21 protein-coding genes and 5 tRNA genes are annotated in these 22,076 nt (G+C 61.2%); 17 read left to right on the forward strand and 9 right to left on the reverse strand.

The features are described 5' to 3' along the window. Positions 1 to 126, forward strand: a 126-nt coding sequence (locus CWI66_RS03725) for a transposase (protein ID WP_198517439.1), incomplete at its 5' end; no start/stop codon positions are given. Positions 127 to 583: 457 nt separating this feature from the next. Continuing rightward, complete coding sequence (locus CWI66_RS03730) at positions 584 to 2,275, forward strand: L-lactate permease (protein WP_100730960.1); 1,692 nt, start codon at positions 584 to 586, stop codon at positions 2,273 to 2,275. Between the two features lie 75 nt (positions 2,276 to 2,350). Here the strand turns inward: CWI66_RS03730 and CWI66_RS03735 are convergent, their stop codons facing one another. Together CWI66_RS03735 and glcC are read right to left on the reverse strand one after the other, a co-directional pair. Continuing rightward, the gene (locus CWI66_RS03735; protein ID WP_100730961.1) at positions 2,351 to 2,875 is read right to left on the reverse strand and encodes a gamma carbonic anhydrase family protein; all 525 of its coding nucleotides are present in this window, start codon (positions 2,873 to 2,875) and stop codon (positions 2,351 to 2,353) included. A 45-nt stretch (positions 2,876 to 2,920) separates the two neighbouring features. Next, positions 2,921 to 3,700 carry a transcriptional regulator GlcC gene (glcC, locus tag CWI66_RS03740; protein WP_100730962.1) on the reverse strand — a complete coding sequence of 260 codons (780 nt, stop codon included), beginning with the start codon at positions 3,698 to 3,700 and terminating at the stop codon, positions 2,921 to 2,923. Positions 3,701 to 3,912: 212 nt separating this feature from the next. Between glcC and glcD the strand changes: the two genes are divergently transcribed. The 4 genes from glcD (at position 3,913) to CWI66_RS03760 (ending at position 8,257) form a co-directional block, all read left to right on the forward strand. Further along, positions 3,913 to 5,412 carry a glycolate oxidase subunit GlcD gene (gene glcD, locus CWI66_RS03745; protein ID WP_100730963.1) on the forward strand — a complete coding sequence of 500 codons (1,500 nt, stop codon included), beginning with the start codon at positions 3,913 to 3,915 and terminating at the stop codon, positions 5,410 to 5,412. Between the two features lie 17 nt (positions 5,413 to 5,429). Further along, positions 5,430 to 6,527 (forward strand): glycolate oxidase subunit GlcE, encoded by a 1,098-nt coding sequence (gene glcE, locus CWI66_RS03750; RefSeq protein WP_100730964.1) that lies wholly within the window; start codon positions 5,430 to 5,432, stop codon positions 6,525 to 6,527. A 14-nt stretch (positions 6,528 to 6,541) separates the two neighbouring features. Beyond that, entirely contained in the window at positions 6,542 to 7,774 is a 1,233-nt protein-coding gene (gene glcF / locus CWI66_RS03755; RefSeq protein ID WP_100730965.1) for a glycolate oxidase subunit GlcF, read from the forward strand. A gap of 81 nt (positions 7,775 to 7,855) precedes the next feature. Next, complete coding sequence (locus CWI66_RS03760; RefSeq protein WP_081136279.1) at positions 7,856 to 8,257, forward strand: heme-binding protein; 402 nt, start codon at positions 7,856 to 7,858, stop codon at positions 8,255 to 8,257. 167 nt (positions 8,258 to 8,424) lie between these two features. Here CWI66_RS03760 and CWI66_RS03765 read toward each other — a convergent pair. The 6 genes from CWI66_RS03765 to CWI66_RS03790 all read right to left on the reverse strand — a co-directional run bounded on the left by CWI66_RS03765 (position 8,425) and on the right by CWI66_RS03790 (position 9,691). After that, positions 8,425 to 8,501 (reverse strand) — tRNA-Asp (locus tag CWI66_RS03765). Between the two features lie 71 nt (positions 8,502 to 8,572). Further along, positions 8,573 to 8,648: transfer RNA gene (locus tag CWI66_RS03770), tRNA-Val, on the reverse strand. 47 nt (positions 8,649 to 8,695) lie between these two features. Then, a tRNA-Asp gene (locus CWI66_RS03775) sits at positions 8,696 to 8,772 on the reverse strand. Between the two features lie 36 nt (positions 8,773 to 8,808). Further along, a tRNA-Asp gene (locus tag CWI66_RS03780) sits at positions 8,809 to 8,885 on the reverse strand. Between the two features lie 45 nt (positions 8,886 to 8,930). Continuing rightward, positions 8,931 to 9,006, reverse strand: a tRNA-Val gene (locus CWI66_RS03785). 70 nt (positions 9,007 to 9,076) lie between these two features. Further along, positions 9,077 to 9,691: an alpha/beta fold hydrolase gene (locus CWI66_RS03790; protein ID WP_332868028.1), complete on the reverse strand. Its 615-nt coding sequence runs from the start codon at positions 9,689 to 9,691 to the stop codon at positions 9,077 to 9,079. Between the two features lie 318 nt (positions 9,692 to 10,009). Here CWI66_RS03790 and ccoN point away from each other — a divergent pair, with 318 nt between their 5' ends. From ccoN to fnr, 11 genes are all read left to right on the forward strand, one after another. Then, a complete protein-coding gene (gene ccoN / locus CWI66_RS03795; RefSeq protein ID WP_081136282.1) occupies positions 10,010 to 11,434 on the forward strand; it encodes a cytochrome-c oxidase, cbb3-type subunit I in 1,425 nt (474 codons plus the stop codon). 19 nt (positions 11,435 to 11,453) lie between these two features. Continuing rightward, positions 11,454 to 12,062, forward strand: a complete 609-nt coding sequence (gene ccoO, locus CWI66_RS03800; protein WP_016916188.1) for a cytochrome-c oxidase, cbb3-type subunit II — start codon at positions 11,454 to 11,456, stop codon at positions 12,060 to 12,062. A 3-nt stretch (positions 12,063 to 12,065) separates the two neighbouring features. After that, positions 12,066 to 12,290 (forward strand): CcoQ/FixQ family Cbb3-type cytochrome c oxidase assembly chaperone, encoded by a 225-nt coding sequence (locus tag CWI66_RS03805; protein WP_039181513.1) that lies wholly within the window; start codon positions 12,066 to 12,068, stop codon positions 12,288 to 12,290. Then, positions 12,287 to 13,216 carry a cytochrome-c oxidase, cbb3-type subunit III gene (gene ccoP / locus CWI66_RS03810; RefSeq protein WP_081136284.1) on the forward strand — a complete coding sequence of 310 codons (930 nt, stop codon included), beginning with the start codon at positions 12,287 to 12,289 and terminating at the stop codon, positions 13,214 to 13,216. The genes CWI66_RS03805 and ccoP overlap by 4 nt, the downstream gene beginning before the upstream one ends. A gap of 223 nt (positions 13,217 to 13,439) precedes the next feature. Next, positions 13,440 to 14,876, forward strand: a complete 1,437-nt coding sequence (ccoG, locus tag CWI66_RS03815; protein ID WP_100730966.1) for a cytochrome c oxidase accessory protein CcoG — start codon at positions 13,440 to 13,442, stop codon at positions 14,874 to 14,876. Positions 14,877 to 14,882: 6 nt separating this feature from the next. Next, positions 14,883 to 15,404, forward strand: coding sequence for a FixH family protein (locus CWI66_RS03820; protein ID WP_081136287.1), 522 nt, complete (start codon positions 14,883 to 14,885; stop codon positions 15,402 to 15,404). Continuing rightward, on the forward strand, positions 15,401 to 17,854 hold the full coding sequence (locus CWI66_RS03825; protein ID WP_100730967.1) for a heavy metal translocating P-type ATPase: 2,454 nt from the start codon (positions 15,401 to 15,403) through the stop codon (positions 17,852 to 17,854). The genes CWI66_RS03820 and CWI66_RS03825 overlap by 4 nt, the downstream gene beginning before the upstream one ends. Then, positions 17,851 to 18,069: a cbb3-type cytochrome oxidase assembly protein CcoS gene (gene ccoS / locus CWI66_RS03830; RefSeq protein WP_016916182.1), complete on the forward strand. Its 219-nt coding sequence runs from the start codon at positions 17,851 to 17,853 to the stop codon at positions 18,067 to 18,069. Before CWI66_RS03825 ends, ccoS begins: the two co-directional genes overlap by 4 nt. Next, complete coding sequence (locus CWI66_RS03835; protein ID WP_016916181.1) at positions 18,066 to 18,764, forward strand: sulfite exporter TauE/SafE family protein; 699 nt, start codon at positions 18,066 to 18,068, stop codon at positions 18,762 to 18,764. The genes ccoS and CWI66_RS03835 overlap by 4 nt, the downstream gene beginning before the upstream one ends. 110 nt (positions 18,765 to 18,874) lie before the next feature. After that, positions 18,875 to 20,299, forward strand: coding sequence for an oxygen-independent coproporphyrinogen III oxidase (hemN, locus tag CWI66_RS03840; protein ID WP_100730968.1), 1,425 nt, complete (start codon positions 18,875 to 18,877; stop codon positions 20,297 to 20,299). A 60-nt stretch (positions 20,300 to 20,359) separates the two neighbouring features. Then, positions 20,360 to 21,112, forward strand: coding sequence for a fumarate/nitrate reduction transcriptional regulator Fnr (fnr, locus tag CWI66_RS03845; protein ID WP_100730969.1), 753 nt, complete (start codon positions 20,360 to 20,362; stop codon positions 21,110 to 21,112). Here the strand turns inward: fnr and ttcA are convergent. Then, complete coding sequence (gene ttcA / locus CWI66_RS03850) at positions 21,099 to 22,010, reverse strand: tRNA 2-thiocytidine(32) synthetase TtcA (protein ID WP_100730970.1); 912 nt, start codon at positions 22,008 to 22,010, stop codon at positions 21,099 to 21,101. The genes fnr and ttcA overlap by 14 nt on opposite strands. Positions 22,011 to 22,076 lie beyond the last annotated feature (66 nt).

Below are 22,076 nucleotides of genomic sequence, written 5' to 3' on the forward strand. Positions count from 1 at the left end.
GAACTGGTGCAGCCCGCCTACCGGAAGAACTCGCTGTGGAGTCCAAGCTACTTTGCGGGAAGTGTCGGAGGCGCCCCCCTGAGCATGGTCAAGCAGTATATTGAGCAACAATCGAGGCCGGACTAGGGGCGCTCTCGCGCCCCTCGCTATCCATCCTCGCACTAGAAGTACGAGGTTTTTCGCGATGTTCGATAAAGCGTGATGGCCATGGTCGAACGACTCCTGAAAAGAGGTAAAGATTGCGCCTACGCGCTACGTTGTCGCAGTCCCTGCGATAGGCATAGAGTGCCCTTCTCTGTGTACTGCCTTTTTCCGCTGTCACTGAACTGTCTATTAGTCTAATAACAATATCGTCACGGGGCTTTCTAAAAGCATTAAAAAAGCAATGAATAACAACTACTTGATACTAAAAAAATGCCATGAACCAGGATAAAAAAAGCCCTCTTCACTGGTAAGACCAATTTTCCAACATAGTCATTCCGGGCGCCTGACCGTATCTTTCACGCTGTCCCAACTATCATTGAAAATGATGCGTTGGCTTTCGCGGAGCATACCAAATCAATAACAAGGGGCCGTTCCTCCCATGAATGAAAATATATTAGCTCTTCTGGCATTTCTGCCGCTGTTGCTGGCAGGGATATTGCTCATAGGCTTTAAAATCCCCGCCAAGATAGCGATGCCGATCGTTTTCTTCACCGCCGCCATTATCGGCCTGACCGCATGGGACATGTCGTTCAGCCGTGTCGCGGCATCCACCGTTCAAGGGTTGATCCAGACCGCTGGCCTGCTGTGGATCATCTTTGGCGCCATCCTGCTGCTGAACACCCTCAAGCACTCCGGTGGCATCACGGCCATTCGTAACGGCTTTTCAGGCATCAGCCCGGACCGTCGTGTGCAGGCGCTGATCGTCGCGTGGCTGTTTGGCTGCTTTATCGAAGGTGCTTCAGGCTTTGGTACTCCTGCCGCCGTGGCTGCACCGCTGATGGTCGCCCTGGGCTTCCCGGCGCTGGCAGCCGTCGTGGTAGGCATGATGATTCAGTCGACCCCGGTATCGTTTGGCGCAGTGGGCACCCCGATTGTAGTGGGCGTAGGCAGCGGCCTGGACCGTGCCGGTATCACGGCGCAGCTGGAAGCCAACGGCTCCACCTGGGAAGCCTTCTTCCAACAGGTCACCAGCACCACGGCGATCACTCACGGCATCGTGGGTATCCTCATGCCGTTGATTCTAGTGCTGATCATGGTGCGCTTCTTTGGCGCCAACCGCTCCTGGAAAGAGGGGCTGTCCATTGCTCCGTTCGCCATTTTCACGGGCATCGCGTTCGTCGTACCTTACATGCTGGTAGGCGTCTTCCTGGGGCCAGAGTTCCCCTCGATGATCGGTGCCATGGTCGGTCTGGCCATTGTCGTACCCGCCACGCGTAAAGGGTTCCTGCTGCCGAAAGACACCTGGGATTTCCCGGAAGCCACCTCCTGGCCGGACGAGTGGATCGGCAATCTGCAGATCAAGCTGGATGACGTGGTAGGCAAGACGCCGATTTCGACGCTCAAAGGCTGGATCCCCTATGTACTGCTGGCGATCTTCCTGGTGGCCTCCCGTACCGTCGAGCCCCTGCGTGTGGCACTGACTTCCGTGAACCTGAACTGGACCAACATTTTCGGTGAAACCGGCGTCAGCGGCGGCCTCCAGCCGCTCTACCTGCCGGGCGGCATCATTCTAGCCGTGGTGTTCATCACCTACTTCCTGCACAAGATGAATCCGCGTCAGATGAGCGCTGCGGTTTCAGAGTCCACCAAGACCATTTTTGGTGCGGGTTTCGTACTCATCTTCACCGTGCCGATGGTGCGCATCCTGATCAACTCGGGCGTCAATGGCGCAGACCTGGTCTCCATGCCCGTCATGATGGCCCAGGCCGTCGCCAACGGCGTGGGTGGTGTCTATCCCTTCTTTGCTCCCGCCGTGGGCGCCATGGGCGCTTTCATCGCCGGTTCCAATACGATTTCCAACCTGATGCTGGCCGAGTTCCAGTTCAGCATTGCGCAAACCCTGGGACTCTCAACCGCCGCCATGGTCGCACTTCAGGCGGTGGGTGCTGCAGCGGGTAACATGATCGCGATTCACAACGTGGTCGCTGCCTCGGCAACCGTTGGCCTGCTGGGTCGCGAAGGCACCACGATTCGTAAAACGATCATTCCGACCATCTACTACCTGATATTCGCCGGCATCATCGCGCTGGTCGCGTTCTACGTGCTGGGTATCACTGACCCGCTGATGTAACCTCAGTTGGGCTCAGACACCCTCTCCCACCCCCAGGCCACGCCTGGGGGTGGGCGTTTTCAGGTACATGCAAGCTCAATTGATGCGCTTGAGCGAGTCAGCGTGCTGCTTGCCCCGTATCACATAGCTTTGTGCGTTCAGCTTCAGCGCTTCCACCGCCTCTGCCGACAGCTCCCTGACCACTTTGGCAGGTGAGCCGACAATCAGCGAGTTTGGCGGAAAGACCGCCCCTTCCTTGATGAAGGCCCCTGCGCCTACCAGGCTGTTCTCGCCAATCACGGCGCCGTTGAGCACGACCGCCTGAATGCCGATCAAGCAGCCATCCCCCACGGTACAGCCATGCAGCATCGCCTGGTGCCCGACGGTCACCCCCTTTCCCACCTTCAGCGGGTAGCCGGGGTCCGCGTGCAGTACGGCGCCATCCTGAATGTTGCTCTCTTCACCGATTTCCAGATGATCGCTGTCGCCGCGCAGTACCGCCTGATACCACACGCTGGCGCGTGCCTTCAGGGTAACCTGACCGATGACGTCCGCCGTGTCGGCAATGTATACGTCTTCATGAATAGCGGGCCGATGCTCGCCAAATTGATAGATGGCCACGTAACGCTCCTTTTGTTGGTTATTCGCTCATGAAGAGTGTCACGATTACTGCCACTGTTCCAGGCGCATGGCGGAGCGCTCCAGGCGATCGTGCTCCGCCTCCAGCTCTCTCAGCAATTCACTGATGCTGGTGAGGTGCTCCAGCGCAATCTGCCGCGCCTGCTCGGCGTGGCCGCTGACTACCGAGTCATGCAGGCGTGCGTGCTGTTGATTGATCATCTCTCTGGGGCCGGGCCGGTGGTAGAGGTGCTTGACCGATGCAAAGACCGAACTGAGCAGCAGATCGGTCAGCCCCTGCAGCGTATGCACCAGCACGGGGTTGTGGGAGGCCTGGGAGATGGCCAGATGAAACGCGTGGTCCAGTCGCGCCAACTGTTCGACTTCCAGGGTATCCGTCTGGGCAGCGTATTCGGCCATGTCACGATAGCGGCGTGTGATCAGCACGCGGTCCATGGACGTGCCACGCCGAGCCGCCAGATAGGCAGACTCGCCCTCCAGCAGCGCGCGCACTTCCAGCAGGTCGAACAGCGTCCGTGGATGGTCACGAAACAGATGCATCAGCGGGCTCTGGTGTTGGCTCGGCAACAGAGACGCCACGGTGGAACCATGGCCCTGGCGAGTGTTGATGATGCCCTTGCTGCGCAAGATCCTCAGCCCCTCACGCAGGGAGGCACGAGAAACGCCCAGACGCTCACATAGCCGCCGCTCGGAAGGCAGCAGTTGGCCCGGTCGAAAGACTCCCTCGAGAATCAGCTCTTCCAGCCTGGCCGCCACGTGCTCGGGCGTGCGTTTGCCCATGGCGATATCGTCGTTGTTGAGTACCACTTGCCCTCCTCTCTGCTTGAGCCATAACGCCTCCTGGCGGTAAGACCAAGTAGCTGTTTGGGGTGAGTATGCCACGAACCTTGCGACTATCGACCAATTACTGGTCAGACCACTGCACCACAGGCTGGACAGGCGCCTGAAAAAAGCTCAGATTGGCGTCAAGCGGCGGCAACCTGCTGCTCTGTTCAACGATAAAAATGAAGGATGTCGCGATGAATATCCTGTTCGACGAGCGCCTCGATGGCGAGCTCGTCCACCGTGATAAAGCCGAGGTGCTCAGCGACCTGCAAAGCGCTGTGCCTACCTTGACCCTGCTGCACCGCGAAGAAGACCTGCGCCCATTCGAATGCGATGGCCTGGCGGCTTATCGGGTGCTGCCCATGCTGGTCGCCCTGCCGGAAACGCTGGCCCAAGTGGAAGGCCTGCTCAAGCGCTGTCACGCCCTGGGCGTACCGGTGGTGACCCGCGGCGCAGGCACCGGGCTTTCCGGCGGCGCCCTGCCCCTGGAACAAGGCGTGCTGCTGGTCATGTCGCGCTTCAATCAGATCATCAGCGTCGACCCCGATGCCCGTCTGGCCAGGGTACAACCCGGCGTTCGCAACCTGGCGATTTCCGAGGCGGCGGCGCCCTATGGCCTGTATTACGCGCCCGACCCGTCTTCCCAGATTGCCTGCTCCATTGGCGGTAACGTCGCCGAAAATGCCGGTGGCGTGCACTGCCTCAAGTATGGCCTGACCGTGCATAACGTGCTGCGCGTGGACGTACTGACCATCGAAGGCGAGCACATGACGCTGGGCTCCGAAGCGCTGGATGCGCCAGGCTTTGATCTGCTCGCGCTGATGAATGGCTCCGAAGGCATGCTGGGGGTGGTCACGGAGATTACCGTCAAACTGTTGCCCAAGCCGGAAACCGCCAAGGTTCTCATGGCCAGCTTCGACGATATCGAAAAGGCAGGCCGCGCAGTGGGTGACATCATTGCCGCAGGGATCATTCCCGGTGGCCTGGAAATGATGGACAAGCTCGCCATTCAGGCCGCAGAAGACTTCATCAAGGCGGGCTATCCAGTGGATGCCGAAGCCATTCTGCTCTGCGAGCTGGACGGCGTCGAAGCAGACGTGGACGACGACTGCGAGACCGTGCGCCGGGTACTGGAAACGGCAGGGGCCACCCATATTCAACAGGCCCGGGACGCAGCCGAGCGCGCCAAATTCTGGGCCGGGCGCAAGAACGCCTTCCCGGCGGTAGGCCGCATGTCACCGGACTACTACTGCATGGATGGCACCATCCCCCGCCGCGAGCTGCCCCGGGTACTCAAGGGCATTGCCGCGCTTTCCGAGGAGAGTGGTCTGGCCGTGGCCAACGTGTTTCACGCGGGCGATGGCAATATGCACCCGCTGATTCTGTTCGATGCCAACAAAGAGGGTGAGCTGGCCCTGGCGGAAGACGTCGGTGGCAAGATCCTGGAGCTGTGCGTTGCCGCAGGCGGTTCGATTACCGGCGAGCACGGCGTGGGGCGCGAGAAGATCAATCAGATGTGCAGCCAGTTTCAGCCCGACGAACTGACGGTCTTTCACGCTCTGAAAGCGGCCTTCGACCCGCAACGGCTGCTCAATCCGGGGAAGAACATTCCGACCCTGGCGCGCTGCGCCGAATTTGGCGCCATGCATGTACATAACAACGAGTTACCGCATCCAGAGCTGCCACGCTTCTGATGCCACAAGGACCGACCATGACCGAACTAGCGATACACGCTGACCAGGATATCGCCGCTGAACTGTGCGAACAGGTGCGCAGCGCCTACGCCGAGCGCACCCCGCTACGCATCGTGGCGGGAAACACCCGGGCTTTCTATGGCCGCCCGGCAGAAGGCGCGGAGCTCAATGTCGCGGCCCATCGCGGCATCGTCTCCTACGACCCCGTGGAGCTGGTGGTGACCGTGCGGGCCGGCACACGGCTTGACGCGCTGAACGCAGCACTTGCCGAGAAGCATCAGATGCTGCCTTTCGAGCCACCGATCTTTGGCGAAGCCAGCACCATTGGCGGTGCGGTCGCCACTGGCATGTCCGGCCCCCGTCGCCCCTGGGCCGGGGCTGCCAGGGATTTCGTGCTGGGCACGCGGGTGATCACTCAGGAAGGCAAACTGCTGCGCTTTGGCGGCGAAGTCATGAAGAACGTGGCGGGCTACGATCTCTCCCGCATGATGACCGGCGCTCAGGGCACGCTGGGCGTACTGGCCGATATCTCTTTCAAGGTGCTGCCGATTCCCACCGCCAGCCATAGCCTGCGCCTCTCCATGGGTCTGGAAGACGCCCTGGCGAAGCTCTCCGAGCTGGGCCGCCAGCCGCTGCCGATCACCGCTGCAGCCTGGCACGCGGGCGAGCTGTTCATCCGCCTGGAAGGCGGCGAAAGCTCGGTCAAGGCGACCAGGGAACGGCTGGGCGGCGACGCCCTCTCGGCAGACTTCTGGCAGCAGCTACGCGACCTGCAACACGCCTTTTTCAACCTGGCCGAGGGCCAAGCTCTGTGGCGCCTGTCGCTACCCCCCCATACACCGCCGTTGGCACTGGCCGTCGATGAAAGCGATATCTTCTACGACTGGGGCGGCAGCCAGCGCTGGGTGAAAACCCCACTGCCCGCGCAAACCCTGCGCGATGCCTGCCAGCAGGCAGGCGGCCACGCCACCTGCTACACCCCGCATCATCAGGGCGGTGCGGAGTCACCGTTCACGCCACTGAATTCAGTCGTGGAAAAGTATCATCGCAACCTGAAGGCCGAACTGGATGCCCACGGCATTTTCAATCCTGGTCGTCTTTATGCGGCATTTTAATCAGGAGAGCTGACATGCAGACGCACTTTACCGATGCCGACCGCCAGAAACCGCATATTCAGGAAGCCGAGCGCATTCTGCGCACCTGCGTACACTGCGGCTTTTGTAACGCCACCTGCCCCACTTACCAGCTGCTGGGTGATGAGCGAGACGGGCCACGCGGGCGTATCTACCTGATGAAAGAGCTGCTGGAGAGCCGCGATGACGATGACCAGGTCACCGAAGAGACTCGCCTGCACCTCGACCGCTGCCTGACCTGCCGCAACTGTGAAACCACCTGCCCCTCGGGCGTCGAGTATCACAAGCTGCTGGATATAGGGCGCGCCGAGATCGAGCGCCGCGTGCCCCGCTCAGCCGCCGAACGCGCCCAACGCTACGCCCTGCGTAAAATGCTGGTGGACCCCAAGCGCTTCAAGGCGCTGCTGAGTCTGGGGCAAACCTTCAAACCGCTGGTGCCTGGCAAGCTGCGCAGCAAAATGCCGCCCGCACCGGTCGATGCAGGCCAGCGACCCGACAGCCAGCGCCATGCCCGCAAGGTGCTGATCCTGGAAGGCTGCGTGCAGCCAGGCCTGTCGCCCAACACCAATGCAGCCACGGCGCGCCTGCTCGACCGCCTGGGCATCAGCGTCACACCGATCAGCGAAGCGGGCTGCTGCGGTGCCATCGATTTCCACCTCAATGCACAGGAAGCCGGTCGCCAGCGCATGCGCGCCAATATCGACGCCTGGTGGCCTCACATCGAGCAAGGGGCCGAAGCCATCGTGCAAACCGCCAGCGGCTGCGGCGCCTTCGTCAAAGAGTATGCCGACATGCTCAAGGACGACCCTGCCTACGCCGAAAAGGCCCGCCGGGTCAGCGCATTGGCCAGGGATATCGTCGAGATTCTGCGCGACGAGCCTTTGGAGACCCTGCAGCTCAAGGAGCATCAGCGTCTGGCATTCCACTGCCCCTGTACGTTGCAGCATGCCCAGAAGCTCAACGGCGCGGTGGAAAGCGTGCTTAGCCAACTCGGCTTTACGCTGGCCCCGGTCAAGGATGCCCACCTGTGCTGCGGTTCGGCAGGCACCTACTCGGTGACGCAGCCGGAGCTCGCCACCCAGCTGCGCGACAACAAACTCAATGCTCTGGAAGCAGGCAACCCCGAAGTGATCGTGACCGCCAATATCGGCTGTCAGACGCATCTGGCCAGTGCCAATCGCACGCCAGTCCGCCACTGGGTAGAAGTCGTCGACGCTGCCCTGGTATAACCTCGATACTCGCGGCCCCTGGCATCACGCCTTGCCCGTCAGGCGCCGCGCCTCACCCCCCATGATAAGAAGGATACTTTGATGCAAACCAAAGCCGTTCTGGGCCAAGCCGACGTTATTCAAGTACTGGACGCCGCACAGCAAGAAGCCGACAACAACAGCTGGCCAGTGACCATTGCCGTCACCGACGATGGCGGCCACCTGCTGGCCCTGCGCCGTCTGGATGGCGCTGCCCCGTTCAGCGCCGAAGTAGCGACCCAAAAAGCGCGCAGCGCGGCATTGGGCCGTAAGGAGACGCAAGTCTTCGAGGAGATGATCAACGGGGGTCGTACGGCGTTTGTCTCGGCACCGCTGCAGGGGCTGCTGTCCGGCGGCGTACCGATCATCGTGGATGGCCAGGTCGTGGGTGCCGTCGGCATTTCTGGCGTCAAGCCGGACCAGGACGTCCAGATCGCCAAAGCCGGTGTCAGCGCTATCGCCTGACCACTGAGCACCGCATGACGCCGTGACAAACGGCGTCATGCGCGCCTGAACATAGGCATCTGGAAATAGAAACGACAAAAAAGCCCGGATCAAGGATCCGGGCTTTTGGAATGTGTTCGGTTTTATCGACGTGCTTGCATGCACATGAATAACCGATAAGTGCTTAATGGCGGACCGGACGAGACTCGAACTCGCGACCTCCGGCGTGACAGGCCGGCATTCTAACCGACTGAACTACCGGTCCACGTTAAGGCACTTCAAGGCCAGTGCAAGGGCGTTGTCAAAGCGGTTCAGTCGCTATGCACGCTGCTTGAATGGTGGGTGGTACTGGGTTCGAACCAGTGACCCCCAGCTTGTAAGGCTGGTGCTCTCCCAACTGAGCTAACCACCCGATCATTGATAGCCGTTGGCTGATCAATCGACTACTTCAAGTTATCGTGGCGGACCGGACGAGACTCGAACTCGCGACCTCCGGCGTGACAGGCCGGCATTCTAACCGACTGAACTACCGGTCCGAATTACGATAACAGGTTTGCAGCATTGAGCGATGATGGCGGACCGGACGAGACTCGAACTCGCGACCTCCGGCGTGACAGGCCGGCATTCTAACCGACTGAACTACCGGTCCACAAATGCATCACTTGCTGCTTACGTTTCCAGGGCACCATGTCAATGGTGGGTGGTACTGGGTTCGAACCAGTGACCCCCAGCTTGTAAGGCTGGTGCTCTCCCAACTGAGCTAACCACCCGCTGGTCACGTGGCGCTGCATTCTACAGAAGCCTGTTCAAATGTCAACACAAGACGTTTAAATTTTGCATTTAAACCAGTGTGCTGCACGTATCACCGACTTCCACTCCCTGAGCGCGGACGAAGGATGCCGCAATCCGGGCCGCCTCGTCAATCAAAACCTTTTGTTCGAGGCCGGATAATTTGCGTGGTGTGAAATCATGGTCCCCCTCGGCCAGCCATTCGACCCGTACACTAGCGGGCAGAGAGTAGCTTTCCACCTCCGTACGGGTGCCAAAAGGATCTCGCTCCCCCTGAATGACCAGCATTGGACAGCTCAACGACGCAAAGTGCTCTGTACGCAGCATGTCCGTTTTTTTCGGCGGATGAAACGGGTACCCCACGGCAATCACGCCCGGGCACGGCTGCTCACTGGCAAACAACGACGCCAGGCGTCCGCCCATGGACTTGCCGCCCACCCACAAAGGAAGCGGATTCAGCGGCGCGATTAGAGAATACCAACGAGTGACACAGGCCACGCTTTTCAGCACGGGCGGTGGCGGGCGGCGCTTGCCCTGCTCGTTCATTTGCTGCATGTAGGGCAGATCGATGGCCCATACCTGCACCTCATTCTGCGCCAGCGTCGCGGCAAATTGACGCATGAAGTCGGATAAGTGCCCGGCGCCAGCGCCGTGCATCAGCAGCACACGGCCCTGCCTCGGCAGGCCAGAAACGCTCACTGGCCCATAACCTTCCACGTTAAAGCGCTGAACAGCGGGGCTGGCAACCTTTTCCGATAATGCCTCTGGGGTCAGGCATTCGAACCCCAAACCAGCGTAGTGAGACAACGGCAACTCCTGTTAATTCAGCGTTACATCCATTGGCGTGTTCAGCTTATGCCTCGGCTGCGCTAGAATCTAGACCGGATCTTGACCTGCATCATCAAGCGGGTGGCCGCACCCGGGCAAAATGCGCATGCACACTGCTACGGGTTACCCCCTAACCGCGTTCGATGGGAACATGAAATGAGCACAGCACTGGAACACCCGACCTACAATTACAAGGTAGTTCGGCAGTTCGCGATCATGACCGTTGTGTGGGGCATCGTAGGCATGACGATTGGCGTCATCCTCGCCGCACAGCTGGTTTGGCCGCAACTGAACCTCGGCTTACCTTGGACTAGCTTCGGGCGTCTTCGTCCGTTACACACTAACGCCGTCATCTTTGCCTTCGGTGGCTCGGCGCTGTTCGCGACGTCCTATTACGTCGTTCAGCGTACCTGTCAGACGCGACTGTTCTCTGACAAGCTCGCCGCGTTCACCTTCTGGGGTTGGCAGGCGGTGATTCTTTCCGCCGTGGTGACTCTGCCACTGGGTTACACCACCACGAAAGAGTACGCTGAGCTGGAATGGCCGATCAATATTCTGATTGCCGTTGTCTGGATCAGCTATGCCATCGTGTTCCTGATGACGGTCAAGAAGCGCTCCACGTCACATATTTATGTGGCCAACTGGTTCTTTGCTGCGTTCATCCTGACCGTTGCCGTGCTGCACATCGTCAATAACGCCGCCATTCCCGTCACCATGATGTACTCCACCTCGATCTATGCGGGCGCCGTGGACGCCATGGTGCAGTGGTGGTACGGCCACAACGCGGTGGGCTTCTTCCTGACGGCAGGCTTTTTGGGCATGATGTACTACTTCGTGCCGAAACAGGCCGAGCGTCCAATCTACTCCTACCGTCTGTCCATCGTTCACTTCTGGTCGCTGATCATGATCTACATGTGGGCAGGGCCACACCACCTTCACTATACGGCCCTGCCCAACTGGGCGCAGTCGCTGGGCATGATCATGTCGATCATCCTGCTGGCTCCCTCCTGGGGCGGCATGATCAACGGCATGATGACCCTATCGGGCGCCTGGCATAAGCTGCGCACCGACCCGACCCTGCGCTTTCTGGTCGTGGCCCTGTCGTTCTACGGCATGTCGACCTTCGAAGGCCCGATGATGGCCATCAAGACCGTCAACGCGCTGTCTCACTACACCGACTGGACCATCGGCCACGTGCACTCCGGGGCGCTGGGCTGGGTAGCGATGATCACCATTGGCTCCATGTACCACCTGATCCCGCGGGTCTTCGGTCGCACCGAAATGTACTCCACCAGCCTGATCGCCGTGCACTTCTGGCTGGCCACCATCGGTACCGTACTGTACATCGCCGCCATGTGGGTCAACGGCATCATGCAGGGCTTGATGTGGCGCGCCATCAACGCCGACGGCACGCTGATGTACACCTTCGTTGAGTCTGTCGAGGCCAGCGGGCCAGGCTACTTCGTTCGCCTGATAGGCGGCCTGTTCTGGATCGTCGGCATGCTGATCATGGCATTCAACGTGTACATGACCGTCAAGCGTCGTGAAGCCATCAGCTACTCGGCACCACAAGCCGCTTAAACCGGGGAAGTTCAGACCAATGAAACATGAGATTGTCGAAAAGAACGTTGGCCTACTCGCCGTCTTGATCCTGGTTGCGATCAGCTTTGGCGGCCTGGCCGAAGTCGTGCCACTGTTCTTTCAAAAGGATACGACGGAGCCCGTGGAAGGGCTGCGCCCGCTTAGCGCTCTGGAGCTGGAAGGTCGAGACATCTACCGCCGCGAAGGCTGCGTGGGCTGCCACTCACAGATGATTCGCCCGTTCCGCGCCGAAACCGAGCGCTACGGTCACTACAACGTGGCCGGTGAGCAGGTGTACGAGCACAACTTCTTGTGGGGGTCCAAGCGTACGGGGCCAGACCTGGCGCGCGTAGGCGGCCGCTACAGCGATGACTGGCACCGCGCCCATATGTACAACCCACGCGATGTCGTGCCCGAGTCCATCATGCCGGCTTACCCCTGGCTGTTCGAGCGCACCCTGGATGGCGAAGCAACGCCGCGCAAGATGCGCGTGCTGCGTCAGCTGGGCGTTCCCTACACCGATGAAGATATCGCCAACGCTACCGCCGAAGTACGCGGCCAGCAGGAAATCACTGCACTGGTGGCCTATCTACAACAGCTAGGAACCGTGCTCGAGGGCACTCGTTAAGTTATGGATACGGGAACTTTCCGCGGACTTATCACGTTCATTCTCATTGTCGCTTTCGTAGGCATCTTCTTCTGGGCCTACTCCAAGCGGCGTAAACCCGACTTCGATGAAGCGGCCAACCTGCCCTTTGCCGACGATGAAAACGATAAGCAACCGACCCGTGACAAGCATGCTTCGCCAGAGGGCGAAGCGGATTCCCGCCACGACAGGGGAGATAAGAATAGATGAATAACTTATGGGGTGACTCCCTATCCAGCTTCTGGAGCGCCTGGATCATCGTCATCACTCTGGGCACGATTGCGCTGAGCGTTTGGATCCTCATGACCAACCGCCGCACCGACAAGACCCCGGATGCTGATGGCAATGTAGAGACCACTGGCCACGCGGCTGACGGCATCGAAGAGTACGACAATCCCCTGCCCCAGTGGTGGTTCAAGCTCTTCATCCTGACCGTGGTCTTTGCGCTGGGCTATCTGGTGCTCTATCCAGGCCTGGGCAACTATGCGGGCGTGCTGGGCTGGACCCAGGAAGGTCAGTGGGAAGAGGAAGTGGCGCAGGCCAACGAGCGCTTCACACCGATCTTTGCTCAGTACCAGGAAGTGCCGATCCCCGAGCTGGCACAGGATGCCGAGGCCATGCAGGTAGCCGAGCGCATTTACCTGAACAACTGCGCGGTGTGTCACGGCTCCAACGCCCAGGGCGGCTACGGCTTCCCGAACCTGACCAACGACGACTGGCTGTATGGCGGCGAGCCCGAGAACATTCTCGCGACCCTGAACAATGGTCGTAACGGCCTGATGCCCTCCTGGCAGCAGCTTGGTGAAAACAACATCGAGAACCTGACCCAGTACGTGCTGTCGCTCTCCAACCTGGAGCACGACGAAGAGCGCGCCGCCAGCGGTGAAAGCACGTATCTGGCCGCCTGTGCTGCCTGTCACGCACCTAGCGGCACCGGCAACACGGCACTCGGCGCGCCCAACCTGACCAACGATATCTGGCTGTATCAGGCACCGGGTCAGAGCGTTGCCGACTCCATTCGCCAAACGCTGCGCAATGGTCGTAACGGCCACATGCCTGCTCAAGCGGCGTACATTGGTGAAGAGCGCGTCCACCTGGTGGCCGCGTACGTGTACAGCCTGCGCTTCCGCGACTGATCCCGTTATCAGGCGTTTGACGCCAGCGTGCACCAAGGGTGCGGTCTCATACCGCACCCTTTCTACATCCAGCAACCGCTCAGCCGTTCGGCGATCCGTTACACTATTGTTTATCGACACAGATTTATCGAAACAGGTTTAGCGACACGGCATAACGCTACTACGCCAGCGACCACCCTTCGGCTGCCGCCCACGTCTGCCTCACTGAGCTGCGATCACCGCCATGGAAAAAATACCTAGCCACGATATTACGCCGCCCACCGTTGGGCACCACACGCCTGGCCAGACCGAGACCCAGGAGATGTACGCCAAGCGGCGGCACATCTACGTGCGTGAAATCAAAGGTCTGTTCCAAAAGGTTCGGCGCAGCGCCAACTGGGCACTGATGATGGCCTTCTTTCTGCTTCCCTGGTTGAACTGGGGGGATCGACCGGCCATATGGTTCGACCTGCCCGGGCGTGAGTTTCATATCTTTGCGGCGACTTTCTACCCGCAAGAGTTCGTGCTGCTCTCGTGGCTATTGATCATCTGTGCCTTTGGGCTGTTTTTCATCACGGTGTTTGCTGGTCGCGTCTGGTGCGGCTATACCTGCCCCCAGAGCGTCTGGACCTTCCTGTACATCTGGCTGGAACATCGTATCGAAGGCAGCCGCCATCAACGCATCAAGCTGGACCAACAGGCCATGGATGCCAGCAAGGCGTGGCGCAAGACCGCCAAGCACAGCGCCTGGCTGCTGATCGCTCTGGCCACCGGCGTGACCTTCGTGGGCTATTTCACGCCCATTCGTTCACTGGTGATCGAGCTGCCCACGCTGGAGGCCCACGGCTGGTCCTACTTCTGGGTCGGCTTTTTCCTGGTGTTCACCTACCTGAATGCGGGCTGGTTGCGTGAGCAGGTGTGCATCTACATGTGCCCCTACGCTCGCTTTCAGTCGGTCATGTTCGACCGCGATACGCTGATCGTTTCTTACGACGCCACCCGGGGAGAGCCGCGCGGCAGCCGCAAGAAAACCCTCACCCATTCCCAGGCTCAGGCGGCAGGATACGGTGACTGTATCGACTGCGAGCTGTGCGTGCAGGTGTGCCCCACGGGGATCGATATTCGCGACGGCCTTCAGTACGAATGCATCACCTGCGCCGCCTGTATCGATGCCTGCGACAGCGTCATGGATCGCATGGGCTACCCGCGCGGGCTGGTTCGCTATACCACGGAAAATGCACTGGAAGGCAAGAAGAGCCATGTGCTGCGCCCCCGCCTGCTGGGCTATCTGGCCGCGCTGCTGGTCATGATCGCCACGTTTGCCTGGGCGGTGAACGACCGCATGCCGCTGGGCTTCGAGGCCGAGCGGGAGCGCACCCAGCTTTACCAGATCACGCGAGACGGTCAGGTCAGCAACGTCTACAACCTGACGATTCGCAATCTGGACAATAGGGCCCACACCTATCAGCTGAGCGTGACCGGGCTCGAGACGCTCTCCCTGGACCGCACATCGATCGAAGTGCCTGCCGGTGAGACACGCACCCAGATCGTGACCGTCCTGGCCGACCCCGCTGAGCTGCGAGAGCCCAGCCAATCGATTACCTTTATCTTGCAGTCTCAGCAAGACAACACCATTCGCTCGGAGCGTGAGACACGTTTCCTGGGCGACGTTAGGAGATAAGCCCCCATGTCCGACACCCCGATTCAGCCCTGGTACAAGCAGTTCTGGCCATGGTTCCTGCTGGCACTGCTCTCCTCGTCCATCGTGGTCAGCACTACCTTTGCCGTACTGTCGGTCAAGACTGCCGACGGCATGGTGGTCCAGGAGGATTACTACGAACACGGCAAGGCCATCAACATGATTTTGGCCAAGCAGGAGCGTGCCAACGAGCTGGGGCTTTCCGCCGAGCTGCGCATCGATCCGCTCACCAGCGATATCGTGCTGGACCTGACCGGCGACGACCGCCCGGAGACCCTCTACCTGACGCTGATCTTCCCGACCCAGGATGACCGTGACCAGGAGTTCGTGCTGCAGCACGTGCGCGAAGGCCGCTACATCACCCAGGGCCCCGACAACCTGCGCTACCGCTGGTACATTCAGCTGCAGCCCCAGCAAACCGAAGCCGACTGGCGGCTGATCGGTGAGGCGCGCTTCCCCAATGAAGAGAGTGTCGCCCTTCTACCCGGAGGCCGCACGCAGAGCGAATGAGTAATGCATCTCTAGCCAGCTGTTACCACTGCGGCAGCGCGGTGCCTGATGGGGCACCATGGAAGATCATCATTGACGAAGCGCCCCAGCCGCTTTGCTGCCCCGGCTGCGAAGCGGTCGCCCACGCCATTGTGGAAGGCGGCCTGGAGAGCTACTACCGCTACCGCACCGAGCTACCGGAGCGCCCCGACGAGCGTCAGGCCAGCAAATCAGACACCTGGTCGGTGTTCGACGACCCCGCGCTGCAGGCCCAGTTCACCCACCCGGAAGGGGATGAAGGCCACCTGCGGGCAACCCTGGCCGTAGAGGGGATTACCTGCGCCGCCTGCGCCTGGCTCATCGAACACCGCCTGAACGCCCTGGAAGGCGTCAGCTCCAGCGCAGTCAACCTGTCGCACCACCGCCTGCGCGTATGCTGGGACCCGACACGTATCAAGCTCTCCCAGCTGTTTGCCGAGCTGGCCAGCATTGGCTACGACGCCCAACCCTACGAGCCCGATCAGGCCCAGGCACGCCTGCAACACGAAGAGCGCATGAACGTGCGCCGTCTGATCGTAGCCGCCGTGGGCATGATGCAGGTGATGATGTTCTCGATACCGATCTATGTGTCGGACCCAGGGGAGCTGAGCGCCGACTTCTATGCCCTGTTCCACTGGCTTTCGTTTGCGCTGGCAACGCCAGTGGTGCTGTTTTCGGCACAGCCCTTTTTCCGCAATGCCCTGCGCGACCTGAAAAGCGGCGTGCTGGGCATGGACGTGCCGGTCTCGCTGGCCATTGGCGGCGCTTACCTGGCCAGCAGCTACGCGGTACTGTTCGATGTCGGCGAGGTGTATTTCGACTCCGTGGCCATGTTCACCTTCTTTCTGCTGTTTGGCCGCTACGTGGAGGGCCGCGCGCGGCGCCGTAGCGGCCACAGCGGCAATGCGCTGAGCGGCGTACTGCCGGTCTCGGCCATTCGTCTGGAGGCGGATGGCAGTGAGCGTATTCTGCCTGCCAGCGAACTGGCGATTGGCGACCGCGTATTGATCAAGCCAGGCCACGGCGTCCCTGCCGATGGCGTGATCGAAGAGGGCGAATCCAGCCTCGACGAATCCATGCTGACCGGCGAGTACTTGCCGGTGACCCGGCGCATCGGCGATAGCGTGGTGGGCGGCAGCCAGAACATGGAAAACCCGCTGACCATGCGCGTCACCCACCCTGGCAATACGGCTCGGGTAGCAGGCATCGTCGACCTGACCGATCGCGCCTTTGCCAGCCGCCCCCGCCTGGCGCAAATGGCCGCCCGCATGGCCCACCTGTTCGTCCTTCGGCTACTGCTGGTGACGGTCTGTGTGACGGTCGCCTGGTGGATCATCGACCCGTCGAGAGTGCTCTGGATCATGATATCGGTACTGGTGGTCACCTGCCCCTGTGCACTGGCTCTGGCCACGCCCACGGCGCTGACCGCCGGCCACGGCCAGCTGCGCCAGCGGGGCGTGCTGATTACCCGCGCCGATGCCATCGAGTCGCTGTCCAACGTTACCCGCGTCATCTTCGACAAGACCGGCACGCTGACCCGCGGTGAAATGCAGCTCACCCAGACCCAACCGCTGGGGCATCACGATAGCGAGCATCTACGCGCCATTGCCGCCGCGCTGGAGGCCCACTCCGAGCATCCTATCGCCCGCGCCTTCCGCCCCTTCCGCGATGCCACGCTTCAGGCACGCCATGTGAAGAGCCATACCGGTAGCGGCCTGGAGGGCACCCTCGATGGAGCCGTCTGGCGGTTGGGCAAGCCCGACTTCGCCAGCCAGCAAAGCATCGCGGTGCCGGGCAGCGGGCAGTGGCTGCTGCTGAGCGAAGATCACCAGCCGCGCGCCTGGTTCAAGCTGCATGACGGCATTCGGGAAGACGCCGCGCAAACCGTGGCGGCCCTGCAAGCACGCGGTCTGGCGGTGGAGCTGCTCTCCGGGGATACCCGGGAAGCCGTGGAAAGCCTGGCCGATCAGCTCAATATCGAGACCTGGCACGCGGGCCAGTCCCCTGAGGACAAGCTGAACCGGCTGCGCGAGCTGCAGGCCCAGGGCGAACGGGTGGTAATGATTGGCGATGGCATCAACGATGTGCCCGTGCTGGCCGGGGCCGATGTCGCGATTGCCATGAACGGTGCCACCGACCTGGCGCGTACCCGCGCCGATGCGGTACTGATGAGCCCGCGCCTGATGCGTATCCACGATGCCGTGGATATTGCCCAGGCCACCCGCCGCATCATGCGGCAAAACATGATCTGGTCGGTGTGCTATAACTTCTCAGCCTTGCCGCTGGCCGCCATGGGGCTCATTCCGCCCTGGCTGGCCGCCATCGGCATGTCGTTGAGCTCGCTGGTGGTGGTGGGCAACGCCTTGCGTCTATCGCGTTGGCGCAGTGCTCCACCCCCCAGCATCGCCCCCGCCAAACCGGTGACTGCATGAGCATTCTGTACCTGTTGATTCCGTTATCGCTGATCCTGCTCGGCCTCGCGGTCTGGGCCTTCTTCTGGGCGGTGAAGCACGACCAGTTCGAAGACCTGGAAGGCCCTGCCCACCGCATCCTGTTCGATGACGACGAAAACGACCTGACGCCTGAACAGCGCGCCGAGCGAAAAAACAGGGCCAGGCCGCCTCGCGACCAAGAGCCCCCGCCATGAACCCGACCGGGCTGGACCTGCCGCCGCTGCTGGCGGCCTGGGTATTTGGCCTCATGGGCGGGGCGCACTGCATCGGCATGTGCGGTGGCATCATGAGCGCCCTCACCTTCGCCGTGCCGCCCAGCATGCGCCACCCTGCTCGTCTGGGCGGGCTGCTGTTGAGCTACAACCTGGGGCGCATTCTCAGCTACATGGTGGCCGGTGCGCTGGTAGCCGCGCTGGGCACGCTGGTCGCACTCTCCCCAGCCGCCCGAGTGGGCCTGCAGGTGGTGGCGGCGGTCATGCTGATTCTGATGGCGCTGTACATCGCCAACTGGTGGAAAGGCCTGCTCCGAGTCGAGGCCGCCGGGCGCTACCTGTGGCGCTATCTCGAACCTCTGGGCCGACGGTTGATGCCCGTCGTGCACCTACCCCAGGCCTTCGCCCTGGGCGCGATCTGGGGCTGGCTACCCTGTGGGTTGGTGTACTCCATGCTGGCCTGGAGTCTGGCCACGGCCGACCCGCAGCAGGGCGCGTTGCTGATGGGTGCCTTCGGACTGGGCACCCTGCCAGCCCTGCTGGCCACCGGCCTGGCGGCTCGCCAGATGGGCCAGCTCATTCGCCACCCCGCCACGCGTACCGTGGCCGCCTTGACCATCATCGGCTTTGCCCTGTGGCAACTGTGGTCGCTGCTGCCGACGGCCCTCCACCCATAGCTTGATATAGCTCAACGCTTTGCCCGCTTCGATGCCTTAGCATGCAGGCATATGTCGGCCGGTGGCCCGCCACCTGGCTACTTTGCCCTGTTACCACGGAGCGTCTCTTCATGCCCCTTGCCTCTGCTGCCACCGTACCTCCTCACCTCGCAGCGGCCGAGACCCCTGCCTGGGACGAGGCCCTGCTGCGCCGTTACGACACCAGCGGCCCACGCTATACGTCCTACCCTACGGCACTCTCCTTTGACGCAGACATCGGTGCCGACGACGTCACTGAAGCCCTGGCGCGCAGCAATGCCAGCCAGCGGCCGCTCTCCCTGTACGTGCACGTGCCCTTTTGCCGCAAGATCTGCTTCTACTGCGCCTGCAACAAGATCGCCACCAAGAATACCCAGCTGGCCGAACCCTACCTATCGCGCCTCGATCGTGAAATGGTGTTGACCTCTCGCCATCTGGATACTCGGCGGCCCGTGCAGCAGCTGCACTGGGGCGGTGGCACCCCAACGTTCCTGACCCTGGCGCAAATGAGCGACCTGGTAGACAGGCTGGACGCGAGATTTGGGCTCTCCAACGCTCCTGACCGCGATTACGCCATCGAGATCGACCCCCGCGAAGCAGATGTCTTTACCCTGCGCCACCTGCAGTCGCTGGGTTTCAATCGCCTCAGCCTGGGCGTCCAGGACCTGAACCCCAGGGTGCAGGCGGCCATCAACCGCGTGCAGCCCAAGGTCATGACCGAAACCCTGATGGACGAAGCGCATCGGCTGGGCTTTCGTTCCCTCAATCTGGATCTGATTTACGGGCTACCGTTTCAGACCGAGCAGAGCTTTGCCGACACGCTTGGCCAGGTCATCGACCTCAACCCGGCCCGCTTGTCGGTGTTCAATTACGCCCACATGCCCAGCCGCTTTGCCCCCCAGCGGCGCATCAGCGAAACAGACCTGCCCAGCGCCGACGAGAAGTTGGCGATCCTGCGCACCACCATCGAGATGCTCACTCAGGCAGGCTACGTGCATATCGGCATGGACCACTTTGCCCGCCCGGACGACAGCCTCGCCCAGGCACAGCGCCAGGGCACTCTGCAGCGTAACTTCCAGGGCTACTCCAGCCACGCCCAGTGCGACCTGATTGGCCTGGGCGTTTCGGCCATTTCCCGTATCGATGATCTGTATGCCCAGAACCCCACCCAGCTGGCCGCGTATGAAGCGGCATTGGATGAAGGTCGGCTGGCAACCGTCAAAGGAGTACGTTTAAATAAGGACGACCTAATACGGAGAGACGTCATCGAGCGCCTGATGTGCGATATGGAAATTGACCTGGCCAGCGTTGGCCAGCGCTGGCACATCGACGCGCCTGCCTACTTCGCCAGTGCGCTGGAGCATCTGCAGCCTGCCGAGCGGGATGGCCTGCTGCAGCGCGAAGGGAACCGCCTGCGGGCAACGCCGACCGGGCGGCTGCTGATTCGCCACCTGGCCATGGCGTTCGATGCGCGCCTGCAAACCCAGTCATCGCAACGCTACTCGAAGATCGTATAAACGGCACCTTGAGACATCCACCCCCTGACCCTATGATGGCTAATGAAAAGGGAGAACAACATGCCATATCCTGCCAGCCAACGACGTTCACTGCTGCAAGAGGCGCGCTGCCAGACCTGCAGCCTCAGCTCGCTGTGCCTACCGCTCGCCCTGGAGCTGGAGGATATGAGCCAGTTCGACGCCATCATCCGCCGCCGCGCACCGCTCAAGAAGGGCGAACCGCTGTTTCGCCAGGGCGATGCGTTCACCAGCGTCTATGCGGTACGTTCCGGCAGCCTGAAACAGGTGACCAGCGAAGGCAACGGCAACGACCAGTTGACCAATTTCTATCTGCCCAGCGAGCTGGTAGGGTTGGATGGTATCGATGAGGAGCAGTATCCCGGCAGCGTGATTGCCCTGGAAACCACCTCGGTGTGCGAGATTCCTTTCGACCGCCTGGACACCCTATCGGAAGAGCTGCCGGAACTGCGCGGCCAGCTTTACCGCAGCATGAGCAAGGAGCTGCGCGATGATCGGCGCATGATGCGCCTGCTATCACGCAAAACTGCCGACCAGCGGCTGGCCAGCTTCCTGATTACCCTCTCTGACCGCTTCCGGCGACGCGGCTACTCGCCCTACAGCTTCCGGCTCTCCATGTCCCGCGCCGATATGGGGAACTACCTGGGGCTGGCCGTCGAGACCGTCAGCCGCATCCTGAGCCGCTTTCAGCAACAGAACGTGGTGGCCGTCTCGGGCCGAGAGGTCAATATTCTCGACCTGCAGCGGCTCATCACCCTGGCCGAAGAAGAGGAGCAGGCGATCAGCTCACGTTGAACGCCTGAATGCGCCCTTCCATCAGCGCCGCCTGTTTGGCTTCCAGCCCCACGAAGTCGAACAGCGCCCGGTCGGCCAACTGGGAAGGCGCTACATTGGTGACGGCCTTGAACATGCTCTCCAGCCGCCCCGGGTGCTTCTTGTCCCATTCGGCCAGCATGTCCTTGACGATCTGACGCTGCATATTGGGCTGCGACCCGCACAGGTTGCAGGGAATGATCGGAAACTCCATCAGCCGTGAGAATTCGGCAATGTCCGCCTCCTTGCAGTAGGCCAAGGGGCGGATCACGATGTTCTTGCCGTCGTCGGACAGCAGCTTGGGCGGCATGGCCTTCAGGGTTCCGCCAAAGAACATGTTGAGAAACAGCGTCTCGAGGATATCTTCCCGGTGGTGGCCCAGGGCAATCTTGTTGGCGCCGATCTCCTCGGCAAACCCGTAGAGCGACCCGCGACGCAGTCGCGAGCAGAGCGCGCAGGTGGTCTTGCCTTCCGGGGTTTTCTCCTTCACCACCGAATAGGTATCCCGCTCCAGAATGTGGTACTCCACACCCAGCCTATCAAGGTAACGGGGCAACACGTGCTCGGGAAAGCCCGGTTGTTTCTGGTCGAGGTTGACCGCCACCAGGGAAAAGTTGACCGGCGCATTGCGCTGCAGATTGCGCAGGATTTCCAGCATGGTGTAGCTGTCCTTGCCGCCCGACAGGCATACCATGACCCGATCCCCCTCATCGATCATGTTGTAATCGATGATGGCGTTGCCCACTTCACGACGAAGACGCTTTTGCAACTTGTTGAATTCGCGCTTCTGTTTGGCATCCTGAAGTTCAGGCTGCTGTTCAGACGCCGCTTTGGTGGCACGCGTCGCCGAGGAGGGGTCGAAAAAGTCAGGTGATAACATGGTCGTTGTACTGCCGATGGGTGAAGGAGCAGCGGCTATTCTACAAGACTCGCAGGCGCGACCCAA

Source organism: Halomonas sp. 141 (genome assembly GCF_002810305.1).
In the GTDB taxonomy this organism is placed as follows: Bacteria; Pseudomonadota; Gammaproteobacteria; order Pseudomonadales; family Halomonadaceae; genus Vreelandella; species Vreelandella stevensii.

Bases quoted from the DNA above. Each gene is read 5' to 3' on its own strand.
- ccoG (WP_100730966.1), top strand. From the start codon at position 13,440: ATGGAAAAAATACCTAGCCACGATATTACGCCGCCCACCGTTGGGCAC.
- glcF (WP_100730965.1), top strand. From the start codon at position 6,542: ATGCAGACGCACTTTACCGATGCCGACCGCCAGAAACCGCATATTCAG.
- ccoN (WP_081136282.1), top strand. From the start codon at position 10,010: ATGAGCACAGCACTGGAACACCCGACCTACAATTACAAGGTAGTTCGG.
- glcD (WP_100730963.1), top strand. From the start codon at position 3,913: ATGAATATCCTGTTCGACGAGCGCCTCGATGGCGAGCTCGTCCACCGT.
- glcE (WP_100730964.1), top strand. From the start codon at position 5,430: ATGACCGAACTAGCGATACACGCTGACCAGGATATCGCCGCTGAACTG.
- CWI66_RS03825 (WP_100730967.1), top strand. From the start codon at position 15,401: ATGAGTAATGCATCTCTAGCCAGCTGTTACCACTGCGGCAGCGCGGTG.
- CWI66_RS03730 (WP_100730960.1), top strand. From the start codon at position 584: ATGAATGAAAATATATTAGCTCTTCTGGCATTTCTGCCGCTGTTGCTG.
- CWI66_RS03760 (WP_081136279.1), top strand. From the start codon at position 7,856: ATGCAAACCAAAGCCGTTCTGGGCCAAGCCGACGTTATTCAAGTACTG.
- hemN (WP_100730968.1), top strand. From the start codon at position 18,875: ATGCCCCTTGCCTCTGCTGCCACCGTACCTCCTCACCTCGCAGCGGCC.
- ccoO (WP_016916188.1), top strand. From the start codon at position 11,454: ATGAAACATGAGATTGTCGAAAAGAACGTTGGCCTACTCGCCGTCTTG.
- ttcA (WP_100730970.1), bottom strand. From the start codon at position 22,010: ATGTTATCACCTGACTTTTTCGACCCCTCCTCGGCGACGCGTGCCACC.
- ccoS (WP_016916182.1), top strand. From the start codon at position 17,851: ATGAGCATTCTGTACCTGTTGATTCCGTTATCGCTGATCCTGCTCGGC.
- CWI66_RS03835 (WP_016916181.1), top strand. From the start codon at position 18,066: ATGAACCCGACCGGGCTGGACCTGCCGCCGCTGCTGGCGGCCTGGGTA.
- ccoP (WP_081136284.1), top strand. From the start codon at position 12,287: ATGAATAACTTATGGGGTGACTCCCTATCCAGCTTCTGGAGCGCCTGG.
- CWI66_RS03805 (WP_039181513.1), top strand. From the start codon at position 12,066: ATGGATACGGGAACTTTCCGCGGACTTATCACGTTCATTCTCATTGTC.
- CWI66_RS03820 (WP_081136287.1), top strand. From the start codon at position 14,883: ATGTCCGACACCCCGATTCAGCCCTGGTACAAGCAGTTCTGGCCATGG.
- fnr (WP_100730969.1), top strand. From the start codon at position 20,360: ATGCCATATCCTGCCAGCCAACGACGTTCACTGCTGCAAGAGGCGCGC.